13 protein-coding genes are annotated in these 16,204 nt (G+C 49.4%); 6 read left to right on the top strand and 7 right to left on the bottom strand.

Features of this window, described 5'->3' with window-relative positions; all coding sequences use genetic code 11:
* The first annotated feature begins 107 nt into the window (after nucleotides 1-107).
* The 4 genes from ACTVIM_RS08410 (at nucleotide 108) to ACTVIM_RS08425 (ending at nucleotide 6,653) form a co-directional block, all read left to right on the top strand.
* On the top strand, nucleotides 108-1,868 hold the full coding sequence (locus ACTVIM_RS08410) for an ABC transporter ATP-binding protein (RefSeq protein ID WP_445614239.1): 1,761 nt from the start codon (nucleotides 108-110) through the stop codon (nucleotides 1,866-1,868).
* Complete coding sequence (locus ACTVIM_RS08415) at nucleotides 1,865-3,883, top strand: ABC transporter ATP-binding protein (protein WP_445614240.1); 2,019 nt, start codon at nucleotides 1,865-1,867, stop codon at nucleotides 3,881-3,883. Before ACTVIM_RS08410 ends, ACTVIM_RS08415 begins: the two co-directional genes overlap by 4 nt.
* Before the next feature lie 606 nt (nucleotides 3,884-4,489).
* A complete protein-coding gene (gene dcm, locus ACTVIM_RS08420; protein ID WP_407652278.1) occupies nucleotides 4,490-5,488 on the top strand; it encodes a DNA (cytosine-5-)-methyltransferase in 999 nt (332 codons plus the stop codon).
* Nucleotides 5,475-6,653: a type II restriction endonuclease gene (locus ACTVIM_RS08425; protein WP_445614333.1), complete on the top strand. Its 1,179-nt coding sequence runs from the start codon at nucleotides 5,475-5,477 to the stop codon at nucleotides 6,651-6,653. The genes dcm and ACTVIM_RS08425 overlap by 14 nt, the downstream gene beginning before the upstream one ends.
* A 421-nt stretch (nucleotides 6,654-7,074) precedes the next feature.
* On the opposite strand, the gene ACTVIM_RS08430 is transcribed toward ACTVIM_RS08425, so the two are convergent.
* From ACTVIM_RS08430 to hmpA, 7 genes are all read right to left on the bottom strand, one after another.
* Nucleotides 7,075-7,269 (bottom strand): hypothetical protein, encoded by a 195-nt coding sequence (locus tag ACTVIM_RS08430; protein WP_033019761.1) that lies wholly within the window; start codon nucleotides 7,267-7,269, stop codon nucleotides 7,075-7,077.
* Between the two features lie 138 nt (nucleotides 7,270-7,407).
* Nucleotides 7,408-8,652 (bottom strand): DHH family phosphoesterase, encoded by a 1,245-nt coding sequence (locus ACTVIM_RS08435; RefSeq protein ID WP_445614335.1) that lies wholly within the window; start codon nucleotides 8,650-8,652, stop codon nucleotides 7,408-7,410.
* Between the two features lie 17 nt (nucleotides 8,653-8,669).
* Complete coding sequence (locus ACTVIM_RS08440; protein WP_445614241.1) at nucleotides 8,670-10,580, bottom strand: cobaltochelatase CobT-related protein; 1,911 nt, start codon at nucleotides 10,578-10,580, stop codon at nucleotides 8,670-8,672.
* Nucleotides 10,581-10,590: 10 nt separating this feature from the next.
* Nucleotides 10,591-11,466, bottom strand: coding sequence for an ATP-binding protein (locus ACTVIM_RS08445; protein ID WP_144974466.1), 876 nt, complete (start codon nucleotides 11,464-11,466; stop codon nucleotides 10,591-10,593).
* A 129-nt stretch (nucleotides 11,467-11,595) separates the two neighbouring features.
* Complete coding sequence (locus tag ACTVIM_RS08450) at nucleotides 11,596-11,970, bottom strand: helix-turn-helix transcriptional regulator (RefSeq protein ID WP_033019768.1); 375 nt, start codon at nucleotides 11,968-11,970, stop codon at nucleotides 11,596-11,598.
* A gap of 114 nt (nucleotides 11,971-12,084) precedes the next feature.
* Nucleotides 12,085-12,987, bottom strand: coding sequence for a formyltetrahydrofolate deformylase (purU, locus tag ACTVIM_RS08455; protein ID WP_144974469.1), 903 nt, complete (start codon nucleotides 12,985-12,987; stop codon nucleotides 12,085-12,087).
* Between the two features lie 144 nt (nucleotides 12,988-13,131).
* A complete protein-coding gene (gene hmpA / locus ACTVIM_RS08460; RefSeq protein ID WP_445614243.1) occupies nucleotides 13,132-14,367 on the bottom strand; it encodes an NO-inducible flavohemoprotein in 1,236 nt (411 codons plus the stop codon).
* Nucleotides 14,368-14,539: 172 nt separating this feature from the next.
* On the opposite strand from hmpA, the gene nsrR reads away from it, so the two are divergent.
* Together nsrR and speE are read left to right on the top strand one after the other, a co-directional pair.
* Nucleotides 14,540-14,986: a nitric oxide-sensing transcriptional repressor NsrR gene (gene nsrR, locus ACTVIM_RS08465; RefSeq protein ID WP_033019782.1), complete on the top strand. Its 447-nt coding sequence runs from the start codon at nucleotides 14,540-14,542 to the stop codon at nucleotides 14,984-14,986.
* Between the two features lie 300 nt (nucleotides 14,987-15,286).
* Complete coding sequence (speE, locus tag ACTVIM_RS08470) at nucleotides 15,287-16,162, top strand: polyamine aminopropyltransferase (RefSeq protein ID WP_445614244.1); 876 nt, start codon at nucleotides 15,287-15,289, stop codon at nucleotides 16,160-16,162.
* The last annotated feature ends 42 nt before the right edge of the window (nucleotides 16,163-16,204 follow it).

Consider the following 16,204-nt stretch of genomic DNA (forward strand, 5'->3'; position numbering starts at 1 on the left):
TAAGGGAGGAATGCAAAATGAAAATAAGATGGACACCGTTCACATTGCCAGCCGGAGAGATGGAGAGCGGCTAGATGATCACTGAACGATAAAGGAGTTGAGTCCATATGTTTTCGGTATTATGGAAGCTTCGTTCGTTTTTCAAGCAACATTGGAAGCGATATGTCATCGCCATTGTCCTTTTAATGTTAGGGGGCCTGTTCGAAACGATTCCGCCCAAGTTGCTGGGAATCGCGATTGACGATATACATTCGGACGGCTTCACCAAGGAGAAGCTGATCGCATATGCCGGAGGGCTCATGGAGCTGACGGTATTCATTTACGGTGTGAACTATATATGGATGTATCAGCTGTTCGGGGGCGCGTTTTTATTAGAACGAAACATGCGTTCCCGCTTGATGAAACATTTACTCAAAATGACGCCGACGTTTTATGAAAACAATCGCACCGGCGATTTAATGGCGCGGGCGACGAACGACTTAAAAGCGATCGCCAATACGGCCGGACTTGGTATTTTAACGCTTGTGGATTCGAGCGCGTTCATGCTCGTCATTTTATTCACGATGGGCCTGTCGATCAGTTGGAAGCTGACATTTGCGGCGTTGCTGCCGCTGCCTGTGATGGCGGCAGCGATGAATCTGTACGGAAAACAAATTCACGAACGCTTTACAAAAGCGCAAGATGCGTTTGGCGACATGAACGATTATGTGCTCGAGTCAATTTCGGGCGTGCGCGTCATTCGCGCTTATGTGCAGGAAAAAGCGGATGAAGCAAGATTTCACGCGCTGACGGAAGACGTGTATCAAAAAAATATGAAAGTCGCGCAAATCGATTCGCTCTTTGATCCAACGATTAAACTGCTAGTAGGCCTGAGCTATTTAATCGGATTAGGGTACGGGGCATACTTAGTGTTCCATCAAGAAATAACGCTCGGCGAACTCGTTTCGTTCAACGTTTATTTAGGCATGATGATTTGGCCGATGTTTGCCATCGGCGAGCTCATGAACGTGATGCAGCGCGGCAACGCTTCTCTCGATCGCGTGAACGAAACGCTCGCCTACGTTCCGGATGTGCAAAACCATCCCGAGCCGCAATCGGTTAAGATCCCCGAATCGATTGTGTTTGATCAAGTCGGGTTTCGCTATCCGTCATCAAGCGTCCCCAATTTAGCGAACATCTCGTTCACGCTTCGGCGCGGGCAAACGCTCGGCATCGTAGGGCGAACAGGGAGCGGGAAAACGACGCTTGTGAAGCAATTGCTTCGGGAGTATCCGCTAGGGACAGGGCGCATTACCGTCTCAGGCGTTCCGCTCGAGCGAATTCCAATGGAACAGGTGCGAGGATGGATTGGCTACGTGCCGCAAGACCATGTGCTATTTTCGAAAACGGTGAAAGAAAATATTGTATTCGGACGCAAAGAGGCGGCCGACGAAGAATTCCAGAAAGCGATTGATTTAGCCGCATTCCGCAACGATATCGAAATGCTTCCTGAAGGGCTCGATACGTTAGTCGGAGAAAAAGGAATTGCGCTATCAGGAGGGCAAAAGCAGCGGCTTTCGATCGCCCGCGCGCTGCTTATGAATCCGGAAATTTTAATTTTAGACGACGCCTTGTCCGCTGTCGATGCGAAAACGGAAGCGGCGATTATGGAAAACATTCGCCGCGAGCGCGCCGGAAAAACGACGATCATCACGACGCATCGTTTATCGGCGATCGAGCATGCCGATTGGATTCTCGTGCTAGATGACGGAAAAGTGATCGAACAAGGCACGCATGAACAACTCCTCGCCCAAAACGGGTGGTATTACGAGCAATGGATCCGCCAACAAGCCGCAGCGACGATAGAAGAAAGCGGGGTGGGTTTATGAACGTCGGAAAATGGTTATTCGCTTACGCCCTTCACTATAAAAACATGATGGTGTTCGCCTTGTGTATGCTGGCGGTTTCGGTGGCTGCCGAACTGACGGGGCCGTTGATCGCCAAACGAGTGATTGACCAGCATATTTTAGGGATCGAGTCTCCGTGGCACGAAGCTTCGAAAGGAAACCATGCCGTGTTTTATCAAGGGAAATGGTATAAGCGGGAGCGCGATTTTGCACAAGGAGAAGAAAAAGGGAAAGAAGTGCGCATTTTGCAAGTCGGGCGGCATTACTATTTTGTCGACCGCGCTGTCGCCTTGGACGGCAACCGCTCCGTCCAAGACGGCGTCCTCACGATTCGCCGCGGGGACGAGTCGGTCTCATATCCAGCCAAAAAGTTGTCCGTTCGAGAGCTCATGCGTTTTTACGGGCCGGACATTGACCGTATCATGTCCTTACTAGGTCTGTACATGGCCCTGCTCGTCGCGGCGACCGCGTTTCAATACGGACAGCGCTACTACTTGCAGATGGCGGCGAATCGCATTATTCAAAAAATGCGCAAAGACGTCTTCGCGCACATCCAACGCCTGCCGATTCGCTATTTTGATCGTTTACCGGCCGGGAAAATCGTCGCGCGGGTGACGAACGATACGGAAGCGGTTCGCGAGCTCTACGTTACGGTATTGGCGACGTTTTTTACAAGTTGCATCTATATCACCGGTATTTTTATCGCGCTGTTTCTTTTGGATGTTCGTTTGGCGGCCGTCTGCCTCATCCTCTTGCCGATTTTAGCCGTATGGATGAAGGTGTACCGGAAATACGCGTCGAAATACAATCAAATCATTCGATCGCGCTTAAGCGACATTCATGCGATGATTAACGAGTCGATTCAAGGAATGACCATCATCCAAGCATTTCGCAGACAAAAGGAAACGGAGCGCGAGTTTGACGAGCTGAACCAAGACTATTTCACCTACCAAAATAAGCTTTTGAGCCTAAATGCGCTCACATCGCATAACTTAGTCGGCGTGCTCCGCAACGTGGCATTTGTGGCGCTTATTTGGCATTTCGGGGGCGGTTCTTTAAGCGGCCAGGCCATTTCTATGGGCGTGCTGTACGCGTTTGTAGATTATCTCAACCGCTTGTTCCAGCCGGTGACCGGGATGGTGAACCAGTTGGCGAACTTAGAACAGTCGCTTGTTGCCGCCCAGCGCGTCTTTGCGCTTCTCGATGAGCCCGGCGATGAGGTGTACGAAGGAGACATGCCGTGCTACAAAGGAAACGTCGTGTTTGAGAACGTGTATTTCGGGTATAAGGACGGCGAATATGTGTTAAAAAACATCTCCTTTACGGCCAAGCAAGGAGAGACGGTGGCGCTCGTCGGGCATACCGGCTCCGGGAAAAGTTCGATCATGAATCTATTGTTCCGTTTTTATGACATTCAAAAAGGGCGCATCCTCATCGATGGAGTCGATATTCAAACGATGCCTAAACAAATGTTGCGCAAGCAGATGGGGATCGTTTTGCAAGATCCGTTTTTGTTCACCGGCACGATCGCGTCCAATGTGAGTTTGCAAGATCCCCGCATTACCCGCAGCACGATCGAAAAAGCGCTTCGCGACATCGGGGCGGAGCAATGGCTCAAAAGCTTGCCGAACGGTTTTGATGAACCGGTCATTGAAAAAGGAAGCACGCTATCGTCCGGGCAGCGCCAGCTCATTTCGTTCGCCCGCGCCTTGGCATTCGATCCGGCCATTTTAGTGCTCGATGAAGCAACCGCCAACATCGATACGGAAACGGAAGCGGTCATTCAGCAAGCGCTCGATGTGCTCAAACAAGGTCGCACCACGTTTATCATCGCTCACCGTTTATCGACGATTCGAAATGCCGATCAAATTCTTGTGCTAGACCGCGGCACGATCGTCGAACGCGGCACTCATGACGAACTGATGAACAAGAAAGGCAAATATTATCAAATGTATCAACTGCAACAAGGCGAAAAAAACGCGATCAAAGTGGGTTAATCGAGAGGAAGGAAGCCGTCCTGCGCTTCCTTCCGCAACAGATCGTATGAAAAAGAGCATATGCCAAAACGAGTCGAAAAAGAACAAACAAAGTAACGAGACCACCATCGTTGCAGCCAAATGAGCGCACAAACGAAATGGGGAGGGTCAATCAGTCGATCGTTCGGCTATTGGCCCGCCCCTTTCCGCATATGCCAGAGTTGGTCCAACGTTGAAGGTTGAAAGAGAGCAGACTTTAGTAAACCAATCGAAAGTTTAATGAGTCCGTTAGAAGACGTGAAGGTTTACTATTTCAGCAGGACTAGGTAACCTATGGACAATGAGGTTACTACCAAAAAACAAAAAAGATAGCTCAGCCCTGCCTAAACGGTAGCGGGGAAAAGCTATCTTACCGAACTTTTGTGCTATCAGCCCTGCCAAATGGTAGCGGGGAAAATAACACCTTGATTTAAATTAAATATAAGGCATAAAATTGTTTTAGTCAATAGAGTTTAGATAAAAAATATATTAATTGGGGTAAGAAAAATGAGGTGTGTCAATTTTCTATTAAACGACTATTACACAATAAAATTTGCTATAATTAAGACAGACAAGTGTTCGAAGGAGGTGTCAAATTTGCTATATCGTTTTATTGATCTTTTTGCAGGGATTGGAGGTATGAGACTTGCCTTCGAACCATACGGTATTTGTGTGTTCTCATCTGAATGGGATGTAAAAGCACAAGAAACCTATATGGCTAATTTTGGTGAGAAACCACACGGTGATATCAGACAGATTGATGCCAAGGATATTCCTGATCATGATATTTTGCTCGCTGGCTTCCCGTGTCAGCCATTTTCTATTGCAGGTGTAAGCAAAAAGAAATCTTTGGGAAGACCACATGGTTTTCTTGACGAAACTCAAGGAACTTTATTTTTTGATATCGCTCGTATTTTAAAGGAAAAGCAGCCACAGGCTCTTCTATTGGAGAATGTAAAAAATCTTAAAAGTCATGATAAAGGTAGAACATACAAAGTAATAAAAAATGTCTTGGAGAACGACTTAGGTTATACGGTTTACGATGCAATATTAAATGCAAAGGGGCTTGTTCCTCAAAATCGGGAGCGTATATATATTGTAGGCTTTAAAAAGCCCCTTAAGTTTGAGTTTCCAAAAATACCCGAACAAGGTCCGCCGTTAAGAAGCATCTTGGAAGATAATGTAGATGATAAATACACATTAAGCGACAAACTGTGGGAATACTTACAAGCGTACAAAGAAAAACATGCTAAAAAAGGAAATGGTTTCGGTTATGGGTTAGCCAATTTGGATTCATATTCCCGTACTCTCTCTGCCAGATACTACAAGGACGGTTCAGAGATTCTTATCCCGCAAGAAGGTAAAAATCCAAGAAAATTAACTCCACGCGAATGTGCACGCTTGCAAGGATTTCCAGATTCTTTTAAGATTGTAGTTAGTAACACTGCTGCATATAAGCAATTTGGCAACAGTGTTGCTGTTCCTGTTGTTCGCCTTATCGCAGAAAAGATGATTCAAGCAATTGAGCGGGATGAACTAATAGAAGAAAATCTGGAAGAGGGACGGGGTGAATATGCAACAAAATGAAGCAGATCGATTAACTAGAGCAATAGAGGCGGCTAAAAAATATGGCCGCTTTTATTGCAAATTTATTTCTCCGAATGATGTAAATTTAACTGGGGCGCATCAAGATGGCATTTATATAGCCAAACAAGCATGGAGTCTTTTTTTCGAGGAAGAAGGAGCTAAGGGGGAAAATAAAGACAGATATATTAAAGTACATATTGATGAGTATTATCCTTTCGAAAGTCGTGTGGTTTACTACGGAAGAGGTAGTCGAAATGAGTACAGAATTACACGATTTTGGTCTAATTCACCTTTTGAAAAAGAACAGCAAGTTGGGAACCTTATTATTTTCATCCCAATGGATCCGGAAAATTATAAAGTATACATATTAGATACAGAAGAAGAAATTGAAAGTTTTATAAATACATTTTCTCTATCCCTTGCAAATAACAATGCCGTATATCTTGAAGGGGATAGAAAAGATATAGATTTATCTCAACAATTAGAAAGAAGGATTAAAGAAGAGGTTTCTTTCTTTAATGACTTCCCTGAAACTACTGAACTTGCAGAATTAGCGAGGAATTTGCATCACGAAATATATAGGAAGAAAAAGTTTACACCAGATGTGATTTTACTTGAGTGGATTAAAACAGAATACAGCATATTCCGAGCAATTGAAAGAAGTTTATATAAGGAATATTTAACAAAACCATTCCTTGATTTAGATCCACTTCTTGCATTTGCTAGCGGTGCATTAAACAGAAGAAAAAGTCGAGCAGGTAAATCGCTAGAACATCATACTGATTTTTTGCTTTCTTATCATAAAATTCCATTTAGCCATCCCGGTAAATCAGAGGGAAACAAAAAGCCAGATTTTATATTACCATCAAACGAGGCTTATGCTGATGAAAAATTTCCTAGCGAAAACCTAATATTTTTAGGTGCTAAAACAACCTGTAAAGATAGATGGAGACAGATATTAAATGAAGCAGACCGAATAGACGTAAAGCATTTATTAACACTCCAGCAAGGAATTACAGCAAACCAACTCGCTGAAATGGAAGAAGAAAATGTTATACTAGTTGTTCCTAAACCTTATCATTCGTACTATCCGGCAGAATATAGAGAAAAGATATGGACAGTTGATAAATTTATACATTATGCAAAAGAAAAATACACAACTTGAAACAATGTTTGTGAGAGCGGTTCTTCCGCTCTTTTTTATTATATATACAAGTACAAGTGCCGGATAATTTTATGGGCACTGGAGGGAAGAGGTCATGAGATTTCGGAAAAACAATAAGTTAACATAATATAAATTATAGGAAGTTAAATAAGTGATTGTCTCATATAAAAGTAATCTCATGATAGTGAGACAAAGCAAAAAAATCCCCATGTATTCTATCATGAACGAACTTGTCTTATACGTATGATAGCAAGGCTATTTCCGCTGGTTACAGGCGTGTGCGATGACGACGGGAGCTCGTCCGTATTGGTTGACATATAAAAACGTGCAGTGTTCTTGAATCACTTTCAAGAAACACTGCACGTTACCCGCTGCGTGTCGATGATAGTCGCAGGGAGAGCATGTTCCCATCCTTTCTTTGTCATGCGATATCGGTATGACGGTAGCAAACGCCTTTATATTTGACGCGGACCGGCACGCCCTTTTCTCGTTTATGTTTGATGAGCAACTGTTGCGCTTTTGAAAAGGCTTCCATCATTCCGGACGCCGGAATGGCTTCTTCCCATACGATCGTCTTCCCTTGAACTGTGTAGAAAGAAAAAACATACTGTTTCATTTTCCTCACCTCCCTATGTACTTATTATAATCAAACCCTGTTTTTCCTAAACACAAAAACTGTTACAATTATGTTAACATTTTCTGCTGTATCGCTCTCGCGAAATGGTGAAGGATTGACCGAACAGGAAAACCGGCATCAAAGTTCGATGCCGGTTTGTTGTTTGTATTGCTTGACAGCCGCCAGATAGTCCGCTTGAATGTCGGCTTTGTCGCGGGCGAGTCGTGTGCTTAAAAACTGAAGCACCGCCTCATCATGAGCAAGGCCGGCCGCAAACTGCCGCTTTAGCCAGCGCTCGCCGCTAGCTTCATCTGGAAACGCATGCGCCTCCCCTTCCTCATCAGCATATACGATCCAGCCTTGCTCGGTATGACGGCTCAACCACCATTGACCATGATGGTTCGTCCAAAAGGTTCCTTCCGCTCCGTCTCGTTTGTTCAGCTGGTTTTGTTCCGCATCGCCGTAAATTGGCAACAGCGGGAACGTCTCGATGACAAAGAGCGGGAATGTCGTCTCATCAACCAAACAACCGGACGCTTTTGGGTGGCCGCCGCCACCGAACTGCCGAGCGAACTCAGCGACGTTGACATCATCGTGAGTGGTACGAAAACCGATATGTTTCGTCCCCATATTGACCATCGCGATTAAATCAAGATGAGGAAATCGCTTCGATAACATATTGCCGAGTTCCGACATATGGCGCTCGGCAAAGACGACGCCGATGCAATAGTCGCCAAGCCAGCGCTGAACGAGTTGCTTTTGTTTTTGCCGGATGTAGCGCTGAATTTTCTTTTCTTCCATATCCAAAAGCAGCTCTTCCGTTTCGGTTAAGGCGAACGGTTGGCCGGAAGAAAGCCGTTCGCTCATCGTCTCCCAGAAACTGTCGAGCCCTAAAATCGTCAGTAAATCATTAAGCCGTTTGGCTTGTATATTTCCGTTCTCTTCCCATTCCCATGTATCGTATTGACGGACGAGTTCGACAAACGCGTCAAGCGCTTCCGTTCGCGCCAGTTTCCCTTCACGGACAAGGTGGTCGTAAAAAAGCGAGGTGGCGCATGTTTTTTTGCCATCTTCTCCGGTCGGCACGACCCATCCCCACGGGTAATGGTTAAAATGAAGCGCCGTGACATGGTGGTCGATCACTTGCACATGGCCGCCGCGCTCGGCTCGTTCGGCCAGCTTTTGTTCGACTTCCTTGCCGACGGCCAAGTCGGTGATCCATAGCATGGCATCGGCCGCTTCTTCACTTTGCAAAAATTGGGCAACCCGTTCATCAAGATTTCGATAGGAACAAAATGAAATATTGACTTCCGTAAACGCCAGTTTGGCCAGCAATCCGCAGCCGATGCCGTCTAAGTCGCTGTCGGTGAATAATTTGATCATCATTTCCCATCCTTCTGTCACAAACTTTTTTGCAGCCAAGCTTTCAAAAGCGGCAACAAGCGGTCAGCGAGTTCACTGACATGCGGCACGAAGACGCGAAAACGGCCGTAAATGTTTTCCACCGTCCGCCGCGTCGATTCGTCATCGGCGCCGCGCCCTAAAAAGAGGTTGACGACCTCGATGCCGCGACGGCGCGCGTCGGCGACCGCTTCATGTGTATCGATGATGCCGTTTTGTTCGTAGCCGTATGCGGCCGGCTCGCCATCCGAGAAGACGAGCAGCACTTTTTGCCTTTCCGGACGGCCAAGAAGCTGTTCCGTCATCCAGCGGATCGCCAATCCGTCACGGTTGTCTTCATGCGGCTCAAGCTGCATGATCGCCGGGCCGCTCGATGGCTCCAATGATCGGCGAAACGATACAGCCGTTTGCATGTAATTCGGCTGCCAAGCGGCGGTCGCTTCGTTCGCATCTTCCCAAAATCCCACAATGGCATGCGGCACCCGCAACGTTTTCAACGCTTCATGACAAAGGACAAGACCGGTTTTCGTCTCTTCCATTTTGTCGTGCATCGAGGCGGAACAGTCGACGAGCAGTCCGAATACCGCATCAAACCGCCGCGCTGGCTCGCCTTTTTTGTAAAACAAGCGCGGCCGCTCATCGGTGAAAAACGGCACCAGCTGTTTGCGCAGCCGTCCGGCGGGCAAGTTTGTGCGCCAAGCGCTGCGCTGATGCTCAAGCCATTGCTCCATCACGCGCACGAGCCGTTTCCGGTACGGCGCCACCGCCGCCTGCTTGGCGCGGTACTGCTCGAGATGGACCGGACTTGGCGGCGAGAAAGGAACAAGCACAAGTTCAGCCCGGCGGTTCGCCTCGCCGTATGGTGCGCCGCTTCCGGTGCGGGGATGATCGTTAAAGGAGGCGTGCGCCTCGAGGCCATAGTCATTCCGATTCGTTGGTTGGGACGTTCCTTGAACGATGGCGAGCGCCTGGTCGCCGTCATCCCCCGGTCTTGCCCCGTCGCCCATCATTCCTGTTCGGCTTCCCCGCTCGAGTTCAAAGCGGAGAAAGCTTCCGCCCGTCCGACTCGTTTCTCGATGCCATGTCGGCAGCGTCTGCCGCTTGACCTCCCCGTTCGCCTCGGCGAGCGCATCATCGTTTTCAAGTGGATCCGTTCGTTTGATGTCGTCAATCGTCAGCGTTTGTTCGTCCTGTCCAGCGTCGCTGACAAAGGGAAGCGATGTGTAGTCGTGGACGAGATCGCTATGGAGTGACTGTTTCATCAGTTCCGTCAGCGCCAATGCCCATTGTGCTACCTCAGTGGTGGAAGAAGCGTCAAACCATTGTGTCCATAGCGTTTGCAGGCGGGTTTGCACCGCTTCCTCGGCCATCGGAGCGAGCGGCACATCGTCAAGGGGAGAGTCGGCAGTCAAACGCAAATACATAGCCGCCAAAAATTGATCAGCCAAGGCGCTCCGCGTTTGGTTCGCCTGCCATTGCTGGGCGAAATAGCGGCGGTATAGGCGACGGCGCACCCGAAACCATCGCTTCGTCCCCGGTCGTTCCCGCTCGCACACCATTTCCAAACGAAGATCTTCAGCGAAGGAAAACAGCTGTTTCGCCAGTTTGGGCAAGGGCTGCGCGTCGGCCGCTTGCCGGAACGCCTGAACGGCGGAGACGTCGGTATGACGCCTTGTGCCAATAAGGCGCAGCACGACGTCACTTTTGATGGCCGCTTCTTTCTCGTGAGCAGGATAGACGTCCCAAAAGCGGCTGACGTAAACAATCGGCCGGGTTAGATGCACGCCGGAGTGAGCGGCGAACTCCACCGTCCAATGACGGTTCTGGGCGAGCGTTCGGGCAAGATCGGAAAGCTGCATCACCAAAAACGAATCGATCGGCCGATCGTCGAACATCATGAATCGTTCCATGCGCCGCCACCTACTCCTCAAACCATGTTTCAGCTATATTCCGCACCGCGGCTCGCTCCCGCTCATCGTCAAGCTTATCGACAATGCTTCGTTCAATCGCGCGCAGCGGCGGCATATATGCGGCCAGATCGCAAGCATCAAGCAAGGCGCGCACGGAGGCGGCTTCTTCAGCGATTTGTCCGTTTCGCACTTGTGTAAGCAAATCGGCCGATAGAGCGACGAAACGGTCGATCAACGCCTCATCCGTTACTGTAGTTTGCGCCAATAACACCGATTTTAATGTCGCTCCTTGCACATACGGCACGTCAATGACGACAAACCGATTTTTCAGCGCTTCATTCAGCGGAACGGTGCCAATATAGCCTTCATTGACGGCAGCGATGACGCCAAACGTCGGTTTCGCCTGCACGACCTCGCCGGTGAGCGGGTTGGTAAGCCGCCGCCGGTAATCGAGGACACCGTTTAAAATCGGCAGCGTCTCAGGTTTTGCCATATTAATTTCGTCAATGTATAACAAATGCCCTTTGGTCATCGCTTGAATCACAGGTCCGGGCACATACTCAATGACAGCTTGGCCGTTCTGATGCACGATCGTCTTGAACCCGAGCAACGCCTCGGCATCCAAGTCAACGGAACAGTTAATGCTGTGCATAGGCTGGCCGAACAGCGCGGATAATGTTTCCGCGAGCCGCGTTTTGCCTGACCCGGTCGGTCCTTTTAATAGCACGTTTTTCCCAAGCGCCAGGGCGACGGCCGCATCGTGTACAATCGCCTCGTCGTCGGCCGTATACCCGCCCGATCCGATCAACGCCCGATCCGGATCGTGGCGGAACTGCTCGGTTCGTGTCTCGATCGCTTTTGCGACTACTGGTGGCCATGTGATCATTTGTGGTCTTCCTCTCTGTTGCCATCTTCCCCTCTCATTCTACTAGATCGACGGTTCGGACGCAAAACAAATAAAATCAACCATAATTATATTATGTAAATTTATATTAAAGAAAAAACTCGGCGCCCCCTAACTGTAGTTGTCCTCAATCGCTTTGCGAATGAGCGCCGCGCATCGGTCAAGCTCTGCTTTTAGCTGGCGTTTGTATAGCTTCGCTTTTTCCTGCCCACCCTCGGCGAATCGGTAATACACGACTTCTTGGTATTTCATCCCTTCTTTTTTCTTCTTTACTTGTTTTAAAATGCCGTCTTCGATCAAATCGTGAAGCGCCTTGTACACTTCTGAATGGTTCGGCCGGTAGCCGAACGGTTTAAACTCTTGGCGTAGCACATCGAGCAGTTTCAATCCGTACAGCCGTTCTTGTTCTGTTAACGTGATCAAATACAATTTTAAAAACGCACGTTGTTTTAACAGAAAACCGCTTGGCGTTCGTTTTTCTCCCATGCCGCTCCTCCTTCCCCGCTTTTCTCATCGATTGGAAGATTCGCCATTCTCCGGTTTCTATGTTCATTATACCATATACGAGGAGGGAAAGGAAAAATCCTTCCCTCCCTGCTTTCAATAAAACACGATCGTTTTATTGCCGTGAATGATGACCCGGTCTTCCAAATGCCATTTGAGCGCCCGCGCGAGCACCGTTTTTTCGATTAGGCGGCCGATCCGTTTCAAATCGTCGGGATGATGGCGGTGATCCACCCGGGTGACGTCTTGTTCAATGATCGGCCCTTCATCTAAATCATCGGTGACGTAATGGGACGTGGCCCCGATCAGCTTGACGCCCCGTTCATAAGCCCGCTCGTACGGCCGCGCGCCGACAAACGCCGGCAAAAACGAGTGGTGAATATTAATGATTCTCCCTGGAAATTCAGCGACAAACGCCGGCGATAAAATTTGCATGTAGCGAGCGAGCACAATCGTATCGATCCGATAGTCGCGAAGCAGGCGGATTTGTTCGGCTTCTGCGTCAGCTTTCGTCTCTTTCGTGACGGGGATATGTACGTACGGGATGCCGAGCGGCTCAACGGTTTCGCGCAAATCCGGGTGGTTGCTGATGACAAGGGCAATATCGGCGATCAGTTCGCCCGCCTGCCATTGCCAAAGCAGCTCAAGCAAGCAATGTTCCGCCTTCGAGACAAAAATGGCGATCCGCCGAATGTCACGGTGAAGCCGGAGCCGCCACGTCATGCCAAATTCTGCGGCAATCGAGCGAAACGCCGCTTCAAGCTCGTTTTTTCGAGCGGCGACGTTCGGGCAGTCAAACTCCAAACGGAGGAAAAACGTGCCGCCTTCCGGATCGGTTGAGTATTGGCTTGATTCGACGATATTCGCCCCTTGTTCATAAAGAAATGAGGTGACCGCGGCAACGATGCCGGGACGGTCCGGGCAGGAAATGAGCAGCCGGGCGCGATGTTCGTAGCTTTGCAAAAACGATTGCCAGCGATGTTGGCGAAATGTGCTCATCCGTTGTCTCTCCCTTTTCTTGCCGTTATTTAGTTTCCATCATACAAAAAATTGGCGGACTTGCCAACGGGGAAATGTGAATGTCCGCCATAACAAAAGGCACCTCCCTCACAAGGAGATGCCTTTTCCACGGATGGTCTTTGATCAGTCTTTCGTCAAATCGCCGGCCGGGCCGAAAAATTCGTAATGGATGCGCTCCTCCGGCACACCCCATTGTGTCAGCGCACGATAGACGGTTTTCATAAACGGCACCGGGCCACAGAAGTAAAAGTCAGCATCTTTGGATGGAATGACCGTTTGCATCCATTCCAAATCGATCCGCCCTTCTTTGCGGAAATGGGGGTGTTTCCGGTCTTCATCGGACGGAAACTCGTAACAAACGTAATATGAAAATGCCGGATTTTCCGCTAAAGTTCGCAATTCTTGATCGAACGCTTGCACGCGGCCGTTGAGAGCCGCTTGAAGGAACGTCGTTTGGCGGTGAGGCTGCCGGATGGCCAACGTGCTCGCCATGCTCAAAAGCGGAGTGATGCCAACGCCGCCGCTGATTAAGACGACCGGCGTTTCTTTGGTGAGATTAAGCGTAAAGTCGCCGGCTGGGGCGCTTACTTCAAGCACGTCCCCTTCTTGGATATGGTCATGCAAGTAGTTTGACACAATGCCGGCCGGTTTTTCAGCTGTCGCTCCTTCCCGTTTGACGCTGATGCGGTAATACCCTTTTCCCGGGGCGTCCGATAAGCTGTACTGACGGATGTGTGTGTACGTTTCGCCTGGAATCGACAGTTTGACACTCACATATTGGCCCGGCAAGAAATCACTGATGGTACCCCCGTCTTCCGGCCGCAAATAAAACGATGTGATGACGTCGCTTTCTTTCCCTTTTTTGGCGACGACAAAACGGCGAAATCCGCGCCAGCCACCGGGTTTGGCCGCTGCTTCCTCGTAGAGCTCCTTCTCGACTTGGATGAAAACGGCGGCAATGGCTTCGTACGCTTCCGCCCACGCGGCAATGACTTCATCCGTGGCGGCGTCGCCCAGCACGTCTTTGATCGCGAGCAACAAATGTTTTCCGACGATCGGATATTGTTCCGGCTGGATGCCTAAGCTCCGGTGTTTATGGCCGATTTGCCGCACGACCGGCAAAATGGCGTCAAGCCGATCGATATAGCGCGCCGCTGCATATACCGCCGCCGCCAAAGCGCGTTGCTGCCGCCCTTGTTTTTGGTTGGCATGGTTAAACACATTCAGCAGCTCCGGATGATTGGAAAACATGAGTTCATAAAACCGTTTCGTAATCTGTTCGCCGTGCTTCTCTAATACCGGCACAGTCGATTGGACGATTTCAATCGTTTTCGGATGCAAAGTCGTAATCGCAGCCATGCTTTCCTCTCCTTAAAAACATGTATTTTTAATACATCTTTATTCAAACACGGGCGATGCCAAAAAAGCAATATTTCAAATACATCTTTAACAAATTGTTCAAAATTCCCCGTGCGCAGGCAGTATGATACAATAAAATTCGATCACGTTGTGTAAAAGGTTGTGAACGAAGATGCAGTTAACCAACTACACGGAATACGCGTTGCGCGTTCTCTTGTTTTTAGGGACGCTTGAGAAAGGAGAAAAAACGAACATTAAAGAGATTTCCACTGCGTTTTCGCTGTCTGAGCATCATTTAAGCAAAATTGTCCATGAGCTCGGCAAGCTTGGCTACATCGAAACAATCCGCGGCCGCAACGGCGGAATCCGTCTAGCCAAACGGCCTGAGGAGATCGTCATCGGGGCGGTCGTCCGCGAGACGGAAGACAATTTGTCGCTCGTCGAGTGCTTTGCCGCCCACGGCAATGAGTGCGTCTTGACGCCTGCCTGCCGCCTTCGATTCGTTCTTCACGAGGCGCTCGAGGCCTTTTTGCGCGTGCTCGATGCGTATACGCTTGCCGATTTGTTGGAAAACCGGATGTCGCTCCGCACTTTGCTTGGGGAGCGGCGCAAACGATAAACACTCTCCATCCGAATGGCGGAGAGTGTTATTTTGTCTGTTGACAGGCACACTATAAGCAAGCATCGCCGCAGAGAAGGGAGACAGAACGATGAGACGGTACGAAGTGATTGTTATCGGCTCTGGGTTGGCCGGTCTTGCCTGCGCCTGGGAGCCTGTCCGCTGCCGCCACGCGCGCTTGTATTTGAACGCGAACGAGTCATCGGCGGACGCACCTCGTCCCCTTTGTTTGCCACATTTCGCATAATATATTAAGATTAGAAAGGTGTGAGAAAATCCGCAAGACTAAAGGAGGTAACAATGAAACACCAAGGAAACGCCTTACCACCTTATTTACATTGGGACAACGGGGAGCTCTGGCTCACCGAAGATGACCGCGACAATTTAAAAATCAGCTACCGCATCAAAGAGGTGATCTTTGCCGAGCCGTCCGAGTACCAGCATGTCATGATTTTGGATTCGTATGATTTCGGCCGCATGCTTGTTCTTGACGGCGTCGTGCAAACGACCTCGATCGATGGTCATATTTATAACGAAATGATCACACACGTGCCGCTGCAGTTCCATCCAAACGCCAAACGAGCGCTCATCATCGGCGGCGGCGACTGTGGAGCGGCCCGTGAAGCGGCCAAGTACGCCCGCTTGGAGACCATCGACATGGTGGAAATCGACGAAAAGGTCGTCCGGGCGTGCAAAGAACATTTACCGGCCGTCTCCGGCAACTTATCCGATCCGCGGGTGCAGTTTATTTACGGCGATGGCGTGGCGTTTGTACAAGGAAAAGAAGGAGTATACGACGTTGTGATGATCGACTCCTCCGATCCGGTCGGCCCGGCTGAAGCGCTGTTTTCGCCGGAGTTTTACGCCAATGTGCACCGTGCATTAAAAGAGGACGGGCTCATGGTGTGCCAAAGCCAATCTCCGATTTTCCATTTGGATATTTTAACACGCACCTACCGCAACATTCGTGAACTGTTCCCGCACGTGCTCGTGTACACGGCGGTCGTGCCGACGTACCCGGGCGGGCTGTGGAGCTTTACGATCGGCTCGAAACGGCCGCTTGATCTCCCGGCGCAAACGGCGATTCCAAACGACACGAAATACGTTAATGACGCCGTCTTTCGCCAATGTTTTGCCTTGCCGGAATTTTTGCGTTCGGCGCTTGCGGCGAAGTAATTCGATCAGAAAGCTGTCCTCATGTGTGAAGGACAGCTTTTT

The sequence above is a fragment of the Geobacillus sp. YF-1 genome (genome assembly GCF_052692335.1).

What these genes read in the sequence shown, in the direction of transcription:
- ACTVIM_RS08425 (WP_445614333.1), top strand. Translation starts at nt 5,475, where the DNA reads ATGCAACAAAATGAAGCAGATCGATTAACTAGAGCAATAGAGGCGGCT.
- hmpA (WP_445614243.1), bottom strand. Translation starts at nt 14,367, where the DNA reads ATGGCTGCGATTACGACTTTGCATCCGAAAACGATTGAAATCGTCCAA.
- ACTVIM_RS08450 (WP_033019768.1), bottom strand. Translation starts at nt 11,970, where the DNA reads ATGGGAGAAAAACGAACGCCAAGCGGTTTTCTGTTAAAACAACGTGCG.
- ACTVIM_RS08435 (WP_445614335.1), bottom strand. Translation starts at nt 8,652, where the DNA reads ATGATCAAATTATTCACCGACAGCGACTTAGACGGCATCGGCTGCGGA.
- ACTVIM_RS08440 (WP_445614241.1), bottom strand. Translation starts at nt 10,580, where the DNA reads ATGGAACGATTCATGATGTTCGACGATCGGCCGATCGATTCGTTTTTG.
- ACTVIM_RS08430 (WP_033019761.1), bottom strand. Translation starts at nt 7,269, where the DNA reads ATGAAACAGTATGTTTTTTCTTTCTACACAGTTCAAGGGAAGACGATC.
- purU (WP_144974469.1), bottom strand. Translation starts at nt 12,987, where the DNA reads ATGAGCACATTTCGCCAACATCGCTGGCAATCGTTTTTGCAAAGCTAC.
- ACTVIM_RS08410 (WP_445614239.1), top strand. Translation starts at nt 108, where the DNA reads ATGTTTTCGGTATTATGGAAGCTTCGTTCGTTTTTCAAGCAACATTGG.
- ACTVIM_RS08415 (WP_445614240.1), top strand. Translation starts at nt 1,865, where the DNA reads ATGAACGTCGGAAAATGGTTATTCGCTTACGCCCTTCACTATAAAAAC.
- speE (WP_445614244.1), top strand. Translation starts at nt 15,287, where the DNA reads ATGAAACACCAAGGAAACGCCTTACCACCTTATTTACATTGGGACAAC.
- ACTVIM_RS08445 (WP_144974466.1), bottom strand. Translation starts at nt 11,466, where the DNA reads ATGATCACATGGCCACCAGTAGTCGCAAAAGCGATCGAGACACGAACC.
- nsrR (WP_033019782.1), top strand. Translation starts at nt 14,540, where the DNA reads ATGCAGTTAACCAACTACACGGAATACGCGTTGCGCGTTCTCTTGTTT.